Origin of the sequence: Bacillus sp. AFS029637 (genome assembly GCF_002584985.1) — a bacterium.
Classification (GTDB): Bacteria; Bacillota; Bacilli; order Bacillales; family Bacillaceae_G; genus Bacillus_A.
Genome location: NZ_NUPZ01000026.1, coordinates 33,854 through 45,492, shown reverse-complemented (window position 1 = coordinate 45,492; position 11,639 = coordinate 33,854). Strand labels below are relative to the sequence as shown.

Sequence of the window (11,639 nt, the reverse complement as noted above, 5' to 3'; positions counted from 1 at the left end):
TTTTTATAGTTTTATAGGAGAAAGCTAGGTTTCTTATTTCACCTACTGTATAATAAGAAAAAAGCACGAAAAGAGGTTATCTCATGCTAGAGGTTATCGCAACATGTTTAGAAGATGTGAAACGAATTGAACGAGCTGGCGGGCAGCGAGTTGAATTGATTTCATCTTATACAGAAGGTGGTTTAACACCGAGTTATGCATTTATAAAAAGAGCGGTAGAAGCGGTACATATATCCATTCACGTTATGATTCGTCCGCATGCGAAGTCTTTTACATATACGGAAGAAGAAATTGAAATGATGAAAGAAGATATTATAGTTGCGCAGAAGTTGGGTGCAGCAGGCGTTGTATTAGGCGTATTAAACGAAAAAAATGAAGTGGATGAAGAGAAATTAGCAGATTTATTGTCTGTTGTAGATGGAATAAATGTAACGTATCACCGTGCGATAGATGATACCGAAAATCCAGTGGAAGCGATGAGAACTTTAAAGAAGTTTCATAAAGTGACACACGTTTTAACTTCAGGTGGACAAGGAAATATAGTCGATAATATTCCAGTGCTTACAAATATGCAGAAGGTAAGCGATGGTCAAATTCAACTTGTTGCTGGAAGCGGTGTGACGAAGGAAAATATAAAGCAGTTGCTAGATGAAACTGGAATTTCGCAAGCTCATGTCGGTACAGCGGTAAGAGAAGGGAAATCCTGTTTTTCTGAAATAGATCCTAATTTAGTACAAGAATTAGTTGAAATAATAAAATAAGTGGTTAAGAAAGAGGAGAAACGATGAAGGAAAATACGAAGAAAGAATTATTCTCTTGGATTAAAACAATTGGGGTTACACTTGTACTAATTGTTATTATTCGAGGCGCTTTATTTACACCTTCTTTAGTACAAGGTGAATCGATGATGCCAACTTTAGAAAATAACGAGCGAGTTCTCGTGAATAAGATTGGTTATAATATAAGTGGATTAGATCGCTTTGATATTATCATCTTCCACGGAAAAGAAGGATACGATCTCGTAAAACGAGTAATTGGTTTACCAGGTGATACAGTTGAGTATAAAAATGATGTTTTATATGTAAACGGAAAAGCGATGGAAGAACCGTATTTAAAAGAATTTAAAGAAAAAGCAGCTGGCCGTGTATTAACTCCTGACTTTACGTTAGAACAAGTAACAGGGAAAACGAAAGTACCAGAAGGGCAAGTGTTTGTTTTAGGTGATAATCGTGAAGTTTCTAAGGATGGTCGTATGTTCGGATTTATTTCAGAAGATGAAATTGTCGGAAAAGGACAAGCTGTTTTCTGGCCGTTGAAACAAGTAAGAGCGTTATAAAGTAAAAAAGTATGGGAGAAATATTCTTCCATACTTTTTTTGTGTCTTTTTATTTAAATTGTTGGTTTTGCTATAACTTGAGCTTTTGAAAGAGAACCATCATTATTTTTAAATTTTATTTTGTACTCACCTTCAGGAAGCCAATCACTCCAATTTATACTGAATTCACTTATCGCTTGTTCCCCAGGTTTTAAAGTTACATCCATCATCCAAGAACCTTTAGCGTTATATAAAGTATAGCTAAAAGGAGAATCACCTATATTTTTTACAAGAACACTTAAGTCATCCCCATGAGAATAGTTAAAGCTAGAAATACTTGATCCGAAAAAATGAATTTCTTCATTCGCTATAGTATGATGTTGGGCCACTTTAGCGGTTGAATGAGTATCTTCGTCTGTCGCAAATGTTACATTATAACTTATACAAAAAGATAGCAGAATGGCAGGAATTACTCGCAGTTTTTTCAAAAGAAACACTCCTCACATTTTGTTGTACATATACCATAATAAACTGGATGAGTTGGAAGATTAATAGTTCAATATAAAAATTTACAAATATACTTATTTTTTTACGTTTTTTAAATAGCTGACAAAAATATATCGGGTTATGAACTAGAAAAAAATATTGATAGAATTGAAAGAATATTTTATAATTTTAAATTATATACTTGTTTCGAAAAACGGAATTTAAGTTCCGAAATTCGGAACTTAAAGGAGATAGGATGAGTATAAATAAAACGGCAGTGAAGACAATGGATATTTTGGAGTTGTTTTATGAGCATGAAGAGCTGAGTCTAACAGAGATGGTTCAGCTTACAAATATGCCGAAAACATCTGTTTATCGTTTAATTGGCTCGTTAGAAGAAATGGAGTTTTTACAAAAAAACGAGAAGGGAAGATATCGGTTAGGAGTTGTTTTTTTACGATTTGGTCAACTTGTTTCACAAAGGTTATCAGTAAGAAATATTGCGATTCCATATATGAAAGAACTTAGGGATAGTTTAGGGCAAGCGGTAAACTTAATTATTCAAGATGGTAATGACGCAATTTACGTTGAAAAGATGGAAGGGGTTCAGCCAGTACGTGTTTATACGGCGGTTGGAAGAAGAGCTCCGCTTTATGCTGGTGCTTGCCCGAGAATTTTACTATCGTATTTTTCTGAGGAAGAGAAAAGAAAGTACATAGAGGAAGCAGATTTAAAACAGTTTGCTGATGGAACGATTGTGAATAAAGAACAGTTGCTAGAAGTATTACATATGGCGAAAGTGGAAGGGTATACAATTAGTTATTCTGAACTAGAAAATCATACAGCAGCTATAGCAGCACCAATTTTTGCAAGTGATGGAACGGTTGTAGCGGGTATTAGTATTTCAGGTGTAGCAATTGAGTATAGCGAAAGTAGTATTCCATATTTTACTGCAAAGGTGAAAGAAACAGCATACCGCATTTCGAAAGAACTCGGCTTTTGGGCATAGAAAGAGGGAGTAGGATGAAATTTTCTGCGTTAGGGGATCAAGCAATTATCGTTACATTTGGCGAAGAAATTAAGATGGATATATACGAAAAAGTACAACGATTATTTCAAGCACTGCAGCAACATCCGTTTGCAGGAATGATTGAATGCGTTCCATCGTTTACTTCATTAGCGGTTTACTACAATTTGTATGAAGTATGGAAGCAAAATGATAGAAATGTAAGACCATATGATTACGTATGCCAGTACATAAATGGATTATATGAAACTTATACGGAAGAGCTGAAACGAGATGCGAAACATATTTCAATACCAGTTTGTTACGGGGGAGAATTTGGACCTGATTTAGAAGAGGTCGCGCATTATCACGGCTTACAGGTAGAAGATGTTATTCGAATACATAGTGAAACAACATATTTTGTATATATGCTAGGTTTTACACCGGGTTTCCCATATTTAGGGGGACTATCAAAAGAACTAGAAACACCTAGAAAAGAAACACCGCGATTACAAATTGCGCCTGGTTCGGTAGGGATTGGTGGAAATCAAACAGGTATATATCCGCTTGAAACACCGGGTGGATGGAATATTATCGGCCGAACACCTATTTCTCTATTTAATCCGAAAGAAGAAACACCAACATATATTCAAAGTGGTATGTATTTACGATTTATCCCGATAACAAAGGAAGAGTACGTATCGCTTGAGGGGGCTAAAGAATGGATGTAGAGGTTTTGCATGCAGGAATGTTTACAACAGTCCAAGATTTAGGAAGATTTCATTATCAGCAATACGGCGTTCCTGTCGGCGGGGCTATGGATCAAAATGCGCTCAGGATGATTAATATGTTAGTCGGTAATGAAGAGAATGAAGCAGGGCTCGAAATGACGATTATGGGGCCTAAATTATTAATAAAGAAAACGACTTTACTCGCGATTGGTGGCGCGGATATGGAACCGTTGCTAAATGGTGAACGTATTCCATTGTGGCGCCCCATATTAGCTGAAGAAGGAAGTATGCTTTGTTTCGGAAAAGCGAAAAGTGGTTGCAGGACATATGTAACCTTTGCAGGCGGTATAAATATGGATCGCACGATGGGAAGTAAAAGTACTTACATACGTGCTGCAATTGGCGGTATGGAAGGAAGAATGCTGAAAAAAGGTGACTATTTTCAAATTGGTGCAGGGGCAGACATTGCGAGTCGCTTCATTCAAAGCTTACGCGATGAAGAGAGAGTCAAAATGAAATGGGCTATTTGTAACGATGCTCTACCAAAATATAAGAAGCATCCTATTCTTCGCGTCATAACAGATTTTGAATATGATCAGTTTACAGAAAACAGTAAAGATTCATTTTTTACAAAAGAGTATAAAGTATCCAATTATGCTGATCGTATGGGATATCGGCTTGACGGAGAAGTGTTACATAGAGCCGTTGAAAAAGAGATTTTATCGAGCCCAGTTACATTCGGAACTATTCAAGTTCCAAATGGTGGACAGCCAATTATATTAATGGCAGATAGACAAACGACAGGTGGCTATCCGAGAATTGGAAATGTTATTTCAGTAGATTTACCTCTTCTTGCTCAGTTGAAACCGGGAGACTATGTTTCTTTTGAGAAAATAACGATAGAAGAAGCGGAGCAATTATACATAGAGCAAGAAAAAGATATGAGTCTATTAAAGAAATTCATCGCTTTGCGAAGCTGAAAGTAGGAGGAAAACATCATGAAGACAATCGATTTAAATTGTGATTTAGGAGAAAGCTTTGGAGCTTATAAAATGGGGAATGATGATGAGATTCTTCCGTTCGTTTCCTCTATAAACGTTGCTTGTGGTTTTCACGCAGGTGATCCATCTGTTATGCGGCAAACGGTTGAAAAGGCACTTCAGCATAATGTAGCAATAGGAGCTCATCCTGGATTTCCTGATTTAATTGGATTTGGGAGAAGGAATATGAACGTTTCAGCAAGTGAAGTGTACGATTATGTTTTATATCAAATTGGTGCATTAGACGGTTTTGTGAAAGCGGCTGGAGGGAAAATGCAGCACGTAAAACCGCACGGCGCGTTATATAATATGGCGGCAACAAATTCAGAAATTGCAGACGCAATTGCAAAGGCTATTTCTCATATAAACCGGGAGCTATCACTTTACGGGTTAGCAAATAGCGAGGCGTTTATACAGGCAGCACAAAAATATAACATCACTCTTGTGCAAGAAGCATTTGCTGATCGTACATATAAGCAAGATGGAACTTTAACGAGCCGTACAGAAGAAAATGCGCTCATAAAAAATGAAGACGAAGCAATAAACCAAGTACTTCAAATGGTGAAAGAAGGCTATGTAAAAGCGGTGCATGGAGAGAAAGTAGCAGTTCAAGCACAAACAATTTGTTTACATGGGGATGGAGAGAAAGCAGTCCAATTTGCAGAAAGAATATACAGAACATTCGAACTCAATGACATTACTATTTGTGCACCGAAATAAAGTGAAACTTTAATCGGTGGGGGGTGTTCATCTCCCACTGATTATTAGCCTACACCAATCGGGCATTTATGGGCAGCAGGGCTCTCACCTAACTTCTTTGCCCCAGCTGAATTTTGAGGTGGGAGTTTTACTGCCCGTTAATACGGGATAAAAAATGAGGGGAAGTGCTAGAAATGATTAAATTAATCGGGATACTAATCGTTGCAGTTGGGTTTTTATTTAGACTAAATACATTGTTAGTAGTTATGGTTGCAGGTATTGTTACTGGGATGGTTTCTGGTTTAAGTTTTCATGATGTCATCAGCATGTTCGGTAAATTTTTCATAGAAAATAGATATATGTCTATGCCTATTATATTAACTTTACCAGTAATTGGAATTTTAGAGCGTTATGGATTAAAAGAAAGAGCAGAAGCGCTTATAACGAAATCAAAGGGCGCAACAACTGGAAGAGTATTAATGTCATATTTTACGATAAGAGAATCATCAGCAGCACTAGGGCTTAATATTGGTGGTCATGCGCAAACGGTGAGACCACTCGTTGCACCCATGGCAGAAGGAGCTGCGCAAGGAAGATACGGTAAACTCCCTGAAAAATTGAGAGAAAAGATTAAAGCAAACGCAGCAGCTGCGGAAAATACAGCTTGGTTTTTCGGAGAGGATATATTTATCGCGACAGGTGCCATTTTATTAATGAAAGGATTCTTCGATTCAGTAGGTATGCATGTCGGAGTATGGGATATGGCGCTTTGGGGAATTCCAACTGCAATATCCGCACTAATTGTGAGCTGGATTAGGTTTAGAAGATTGGATAAATATATAGAGAAAACAATGAAGGCAGAAGTAAAAGAAGAGAAGGAGGCAATATAATATGAACATCATAACTATGGATACAATCTACTATGTATTAGGTATAATCGTTGCCTTTATCGCTGTGCGTATCGCATTTGATCGTGAACATCCAAATCGATTCGGTTCTAGTTTATTTTGGGCGTTGTTTGCCGTTACATTTTTATTTGGAAATGTAATACCTTCGTTTTACGTTGGCTGTATCGTACTCGCTATGGTCGTGTTAGCTTCACTCAATAAAGTAACAAAATCAGAGGAGAAAGAAGTACCAGTGCAAGAACGTGTAAAACATGCTGAGAAATTAAAAAATAAAATTTTTATGCCTGCACTGTTAATCCCGATTTTTACAATTATCGGTACATTGACGTTAGGAAAAATCAAATGGGGAAATGTCAATCTTGTTGATCCTGATAAAGTAACGTTAGTCGCATTAGCGTTAGGTGCATTACTCGCATTCGTTGCAGCGATGCGTATTACAAAAGCAAAAATAACAACGCCTGTTCAAGAAGGAAGCAGACTATTACAAGCTGTTGGCTGGGCAGTTATTTTACCGCAAATGTTAGCGGCACTTGGTGGTATTTTCGCGAAGTCTGGCGTAGGACAAGTCGTTTCTGATTTAGTCGGACAAGTGTTACCGACAGAGTATCCGTTCGTTGCTGTAATGGCGTATTGTTTAGGAATGATGCTATTCACAGTTGTAATGGGAAATGCATTCGCAGCGTTTGCCGTTATTACTGGCGGAATTGGTTTACCTTTAATTGTTCAAATGCACGGCGGGAACCCAGCAATTATGGCAGCACTCGGTATGTTTGCTGGATATTGCGGAACACTTATTACGCCAATGGCCGCAAACTTTAATATCGTTCCGGCAATGCTTTTAGAACTGAAAGATAAGAACGCTGTTATTAAGGCGCAAGTACCAATTGCTCTTTCCATTTTCATTATAAATATGTTTATCATGTACAGCCTTGTATATCGTTTCTAATTAGGAGGATAAAACTATGAAAACAGTATTACTAACAGGATTCGATCCGTTTGGAGGAGAAAGCATCAACCCAGCTTGGGAAGTAGCAAAAAGTTTACATGAAAAAACAATCGGAGAATACAAGGTTATTAGTAAACAAGTTCCAACTGTCTTTCATAAATCAATAAGCGTATTAAAAGAGTATATAGAAGAACTAAAGCCTGAAATGATTATATGTATTGGACAAGCTGGGGGTAGACCAGATATTACGATAGAGCGAATAGCAATTAATGTTGATGATGCAAGAATTGCTGATAATGAAAGAAATCAGCCAGTGGATGTACCGGTTGTAGAAGAAGGACCGATTGCGTATTGGTCTACGCTGCCGATGAAAGCAATTGTAAAAAAACTTCGCGAAGAAGGTATACCAGCTTCCGTTTCACAAACAGCAGGTACATTCGTTTGTAATCATTTATTCTATGGTCTCATGCATGAATTAGAGAACCATGATAAGAAAATAAAAGGCGGATTTGTTCATATTCCGTTCTTACCAGAACAAGCGAGTAACTATCCAGGACAACCGAGTATGTCACTTTCTACGATTAGTAAAGGGATAGAACTGGCAATTGAGATAACGACGGAAGTGGAAGTAGATATTGTAGCGTGCGGCGGTGCGACGCATTAAGTGAAAAGCATGTTAATTAAAGAGGGCTGATGCAGCCCTCTTTGTATTTTTTATTGAAGATACATTATAGAATATAAAGAGGAAGATTGCTGTAATAGGAGTAGTCTAACAAATACGGAATTGTAACCAGCATAATGTTTTTATCCGCTCTTTTTAGGGATAAAAGCATAAAGACTTAATTAAGTTTTACTTCAAAAATTAGATGGAACTTATTCTATGGACTTTTGGTTATTTTGCAGGTGAAGGATTGCTATGGTTATACAAAAAAAGAGTAACCTGTTTGGCTACTCTTCACATAGAAATTTGTATTTGTTTATTTCAATAAGAGACCGTTATTGAAGTCCCTTCATGAAATTTTGGATTTTTGATGATAATGCAAACAGCAGGATGCTAACTAAAATGGAGATAGCACCAATAACACCAAAGTAAATTGTTTCTGTTGCAGGATTATATAGTTTAACAACTTGGGCATTTATTGCTTGCGCAGACGCAGTTGATAAGAACCATAAGCTCATGGTTTGCGAAGAGAAAGCAGCTGGAGCCAGCTTCGTCGTTATTGATAATCCTGAAGGAGATAAACAAACTTCTCCAATTACAATTAAAAAGAAGCTAAGGACTAACCACATAGGATTCACTAAAGAGTGAGTACCGTTGATTAAAGCCGGAAAAATCATAACTAAGAATGATAAACCTGCAAATAGCAATCCAATAGCGAATTTTTTTGCCGTTGAAGGCTGCTTCTTGCCTAACTTTATCCAAATCCATGCGAAAATCGGGGCAAGCGTTACGATAAAGATTGGACTTAATGATTGGAACCAAGCAGAATGTAATGTAATTCCATTGAACTGTAATTGAGTTCGTTGATCCGCGTATGTCGCTAAAATAATAGCACCTTGTTCTTGTATAGACCAAAATATTGTAGCTGCAATAAAGAGTGGTATATACGCAAGAAGACGAGATTGCTCTACTTTTGTTGTTTTAGGACTACGATACATATAAATGAAATAATAGGCTGGAATAACAATCCCTAAGATACTAATGAGGAATGTAAAACGATTTATAGTTAACAACCCAGTTGGAATTGTAACCACACCTAGCAATGTTAATACAACCAGACCAATACTGAAATACTTAATAGTCTTTTTTCTTTCCGAATCTGATAATGGATTAGGTACTTGTGTACCGATTAGACCAAGGTTTTTCTGTTTTGTTCCAACAAATACCCCTAACCCAATTGCCATACCAATTGCTGCAACTCCAAAACCAAGGTGGAAATTATATTGCTGACCTAATGTTCCAACAACTAAAGGTGCAAGTAAGGCACCTAAGTTAATACCCATGTAGAATATACTGAACCCTGAGTCACGACGCGCATCTGTTTCACTGTATAAACTTCCTACGATGTTCGATATGTTAGGTTTTAACAACCCTGTTCCTAGAATTAAGAAGACCATAGAGATAAATAACGCACTTTTACTACCCGGTAAAGCTAAAATAAGATGGCCAATCATAATTAAAACGCCACCAAAGAATACGGTTCTACTTGGACCAAATAAACGATCCGATATCCATCCACCGATAATACTAGACATGAACAGTAAGGAACCGTAAATTGCCATTATCGAGGTTGCGGTAGATTGATCAATTCCTAATCCACCTTTTGCGACCGAATAGTACATATAATACAGCAAAATAGCTCTCATTCCGTAATGAGAAAACCTTTCCCAAAACTCAGTGAAGAATAAAGTGAATAATCCTTTTGGGTGTCCAAAAAATCCTGTTTGAGGAATACTTTGAACAAGTTCGTTTTTTTCTTTCATAATGTTAATATTACCCCTTATTAATTTTTGATATTATACAAGTATAACTTAAGAGACTCCCAGTAGTCTATAACTATCTAAGCCCATCGATGAAGAAAAGCAGCCTTTTGGCTGCTTTCTAAATGAATTAAGAAATCGTCATGTGCTCATTAGACACAAATCTACCTTTAAACAATCCAGAATTGATTGTGAGAGTGCTTTAGCTACGCCATTACCAACAAGTATTGAACAGTAGTTATCTTTGAAACTTTAATTACGCCCAAAAAAGTTTGGGTTTAGATAATGTAACATAGTAAGTAAATGGAATTGTGCAACACCTTTTGTAAACAACTGGTATAATAAGTATAGCAATATACATAGAGGTGATGTTTGTGCAATATGAAGAAGTACGTTCAATCTTAGAAAAAGCGAAGAAAATTACAGTGTTAACAGGCGCAGGAGCAAGTACAGAAAGCGGCATACCAGATTTCCGTTCATCAAATGGATTGTATGCTGATGCGAATGTAGAGATGTATTTATCAAGAGGATATTATAACCGAAATCCGAAAGAATTTTGGAAGCATTATAAAGAAATCTTTCAAATTAATACGTTTCACCAATATAAAGCAAATCGTGGGCATCGCTTTTTAGCAGAGCTAGAAGAACAAGGGAAAGATATAACGATTTTAACGCAAAATATTGACGGTTTGCATCAAGTAGGTGGTAGTAAACATGTCATTGATTTACATGGAACACTGCAAACAGCACATTGTCCGAAGTGTAAAGCGGGATATGATTTGCAGTATATGATTGATCATGAAGTGCCGCGCTGTCAGAAGTGTAATTTCATTTTAAATCCTGATGTTGTTTTATATGGAGATACATTGCCGCAATATCAAAACGCGATGAAACGTTTATATGAAACAGATGTGCTTATCGTCATGGGAACGTCATTAAAAGTACAGCCTGTCGCTTCATTCCCAGAAATCGCAAAGAGGGAAATTGGAGCAACAACTATTTTAGTAAATGAAGAATTAACAGGACAAGAATTTAACTTTGATTTTGTTTTTCAACAAAAGATTGGTGAATTTGTTGAAGGGTTATCTTCGATTAAATAAGTTTTTGTTTTCGTAAAGAAACTGAGGTGTATAGAGGCCACCTCAGTTTTTTATTTGAGTAATCGCTGTTTTAAACCACATGAAAACATGTCGATAATGTAGTAACCACATCTCTATAATTTATAAAAAAGTGTTTGGTAGGTAAAATAGCAGCGTAAGAAGAAATATTATCTTTAGCGAATACACAATCGTCATAAAGTAAGCTAATATGTAGCTGGTGTAAAGGTTCTATTTGATTTTGCTTAAGATATAAAACTAAGTCATTATAAAGTTGCTCACTATACTCACTTACAGAATGTTCTAATGAAAGCTGACCTGCTATGCTAGTCCACCATACTTTAAAACTACATATTAATTCTTTGAATGATTCTTCATTACATACACGGGTGTCAAAAAGCTTTTCATAAAACATATGATTCTCCTCATGGAAAATTTGTAAATCATATCTGTCGTTAGCAATTTGTTTATGGAGTGTATGCCATAATTCTTTGAAATTTGCTTCAAAATCATTAGAAAAATTTAATTTTCTTGCTATGTAAGGGAACCGTAAATTCCCTTTGTTCTCTTTTTGATTGAGATAAATATTTTGAATATAAATCATAAAGTTTAAACAATGCGACGTATTAGTATGTATTGTAAACGAATCAGGCATTTTCATTTGCTCCTTCGTAATGTCTTTTATTGATTTATTTCTTTAGTATACAAAGAAATGTAAACGAATGGTATAAAAAACCGGTTTTATACTCTCTTTCTTTTTGAATACCATTCATGTTATTGCTTATTAAGGGAATGGTAATAAATAGGATGATAAATTAAAAAACTGAAAATTAAATCTTTTCTTTCTTTTGTAATTAATATAAAATTCTATATATATCATATAAATAAATTTGATACATAATCATTTAAGCGTAGAAGTTAATAGAATGA

The 11,639-nt window shown here is 36.1% G+C and carries 13 protein-coding genes; 10 read left to right on the top strand and 3 right to left on the bottom strand.

Annotated features, from left to right (window positions below; all coding sequences use genetic code 11):
* Positions 1 to 83: 83 nt before the first annotated feature.
* On the top strand, positions 84 to 761 hold the full coding sequence (locus COE49_RS15065; RefSeq protein ID WP_088229560.1) for a copper homeostasis protein CutC: 678 nt from the start codon (positions 84 to 86) through the stop codon (positions 759 to 761).
* Between the two features lie 23 nt (positions 762 to 784).
* Entirely contained in the window at positions 785 to 1,336 is a 552-nt protein-coding gene (gene lepB, locus COE49_RS15060; RefSeq protein ID WP_088229559.1) for a signal peptidase I, read from the top strand.
* Between the two features lie 53 nt (positions 1,337 to 1,389).
* On the opposite strand, the gene COE49_RS15055 is transcribed toward lepB, so the two are convergent.
* Complete coding sequence (locus COE49_RS15055) at positions 1,390 to 1,803, bottom strand: hypothetical protein (protein ID WP_088229558.1); 414 nt, start codon at positions 1,801 to 1,803, stop codon at positions 1,390 to 1,392.
* A gap of 254 nt (positions 1,804 to 2,057) precedes the next feature.
* Between COE49_RS15055 and COE49_RS15050 the strand changes: the two genes are divergently transcribed.
* The 7 genes from COE49_RS15050 to pcp all read left to right on the top strand — a co-directional run bounded on the left by COE49_RS15050 (position 2,058) and on the right by pcp (position 7,795).
* Positions 2,058 to 2,810: an IclR family transcriptional regulator gene (locus COE49_RS15050; protein WP_088229557.1), complete on the top strand. Its 753-nt coding sequence runs from the start codon at positions 2,058 to 2,060 to the stop codon at positions 2,808 to 2,810.
* 14 nt (positions 2,811 to 2,824) lie between these two features.
* On the top strand, positions 2,825 to 3,538 hold the full coding sequence (gene pxpB / locus COE49_RS15045) for a 5-oxoprolinase subunit PxpB (protein WP_088229556.1): 714 nt from the start codon (positions 2,825 to 2,827) through the stop codon (positions 3,536 to 3,538).
* Entirely contained in the window at positions 3,529 to 4,518 is a 990-nt protein-coding gene (locus COE49_RS15040; RefSeq protein ID WP_088229555.1) for a 5-oxoprolinase subunit C family protein, read from the top strand. Before pxpB ends, COE49_RS15040 begins: the two co-directional genes overlap by 10 nt.
* 18 nt (positions 4,519 to 4,536) lie before the next feature.
* On the top strand, positions 4,537 to 5,298 hold the full coding sequence (pxpA, locus tag COE49_RS15035; protein ID WP_088229554.1) for a 5-oxoprolinase subunit PxpA: 762 nt from the start codon (positions 4,537 to 4,539) through the stop codon (positions 5,296 to 5,298).
* Positions 5,299 to 5,471: 173 nt separating this feature from the next.
* Positions 5,472 to 6,167 (top strand): DUF969 domain-containing protein, encoded by a 696-nt coding sequence (locus tag COE49_RS15030; protein ID WP_140417276.1) that lies wholly within the window; start codon positions 5,472 to 5,474, stop codon positions 6,165 to 6,167.
* A gap of 1 nt (position 6,168) precedes the next feature.
* Positions 6,169 to 7,131 (top strand): DUF979 domain-containing protein, encoded by a 963-nt coding sequence (locus COE49_RS15025; RefSeq protein WP_088229552.1) that lies wholly within the window; start codon positions 6,169 to 6,171, stop codon positions 7,129 to 7,131.
* Positions 7,132 to 7,147: 16 nt separating this feature from the next.
* Complete coding sequence (pcp, locus tag COE49_RS15020) at positions 7,148 to 7,795, top strand: pyroglutamyl-peptidase I (RefSeq protein ID WP_098252485.1); 648 nt, start codon at positions 7,148 to 7,150, stop codon at positions 7,793 to 7,795.
* A gap of 332 nt (positions 7,796 to 8,127) precedes the next feature.
* Here the strand turns inward: pcp and COE49_RS15015 are convergent, their stop codons facing one another.
* Positions 8,128 to 9,615: a peptide MFS transporter gene (locus COE49_RS15015; protein ID WP_088229550.1), complete on the bottom strand. Its 1,488-nt coding sequence runs from the start codon at positions 9,613 to 9,615 to the stop codon at positions 8,128 to 8,130.
* A 365-nt stretch (positions 9,616 to 9,980) separates the two neighbouring features.
* Between COE49_RS15015 and COE49_RS15010 the strand changes: the two genes are divergently transcribed.
* Positions 9,981 to 10,712 carry an NAD-dependent protein deacylase gene (locus COE49_RS15010; protein WP_141524747.1) on the top strand — a complete coding sequence of 244 codons (732 nt, stop codon included), beginning with the start codon at positions 9,981 to 9,983 and terminating at the stop codon, positions 10,710 to 10,712.
* Positions 10,713 to 10,782: 70 nt separating this feature from the next.
* On the opposite strand, the gene COE49_RS15005 is transcribed toward COE49_RS15010, so the two are convergent.
* Entirely contained in the window at positions 10,783 to 11,364 is a 582-nt protein-coding gene (locus COE49_RS15005) for a hypothetical protein (RefSeq protein WP_088229548.1), read from the bottom strand.
* Between the last annotated feature and the right edge of the window lie 275 nt (positions 11,365 to 11,639).

Excerpts from the sequence above, each read along its gene's own strand:
- COE49_RS15065 (WP_088229560.1), top strand. The coding sequence starts at position 84 with ATGCTAGAGGTTATCGCAACATGTTTAGAAGATGTGAAACGAATTGAA.
- lepB (WP_088229559.1), top strand. The coding sequence starts at position 785 with ATGAAGGAAAATACGAAGAAAGAATTATTCTCTTGGATTAAAACAATT.
- COE49_RS15050 (WP_088229557.1), top strand. The coding sequence starts at position 2,058 with ATGAGTATAAATAAAACGGCAGTGAAGACAATGGATATTTTGGAGTTG.
- pxpB (WP_088229556.1), top strand. The coding sequence starts at position 2,825 with ATGAAATTTTCTGCGTTAGGGGATCAAGCAATTATCGTTACATTTGGC.
- COE49_RS15040 (WP_088229555.1), top strand. The coding sequence starts at position 3,529 with ATGGATGTAGAGGTTTTGCATGCAGGAATGTTTACAACAGTCCAAGAT.
- pxpA (WP_088229554.1), top strand. The coding sequence starts at position 4,537 with ATGAAGACAATCGATTTAAATTGTGATTTAGGAGAAAGCTTTGGAGCT.
- COE49_RS15030 (WP_140417276.1), top strand. The coding sequence starts at position 5,472 with ATGATTAAATTAATCGGGATACTAATCGTTGCAGTTGGGTTTTTATTT.
- COE49_RS15025 (WP_088229552.1), top strand. The coding sequence starts at position 6,169 with ATGAACATCATAACTATGGATACAATCTACTATGTATTAGGTATAATC.
- pcp (WP_098252485.1), top strand. The coding sequence starts at position 7,148 with ATGAAAACAGTATTACTAACAGGATTCGATCCGTTTGGAGGAGAAAGC.
- COE49_RS15015 (WP_088229550.1), bottom strand. The coding sequence starts at position 9,615 with ATGAAAGAAAAAAACGAACTTGTTCAAAGTATTCCTCAAACAGGATTT.
- COE49_RS15010 (WP_141524747.1), top strand. The coding sequence starts at position 9,981 with ATGTTTGTGCAATATGAAGAAGTACGTTCAATCTTAGAAAAAGCGAAG.
- COE49_RS15005 (WP_088229548.1), bottom strand. The coding sequence starts at position 11,364 with ATGCCTGATTCGTTTACAATACATACTAATACGTCGCATTGTTTAAAC.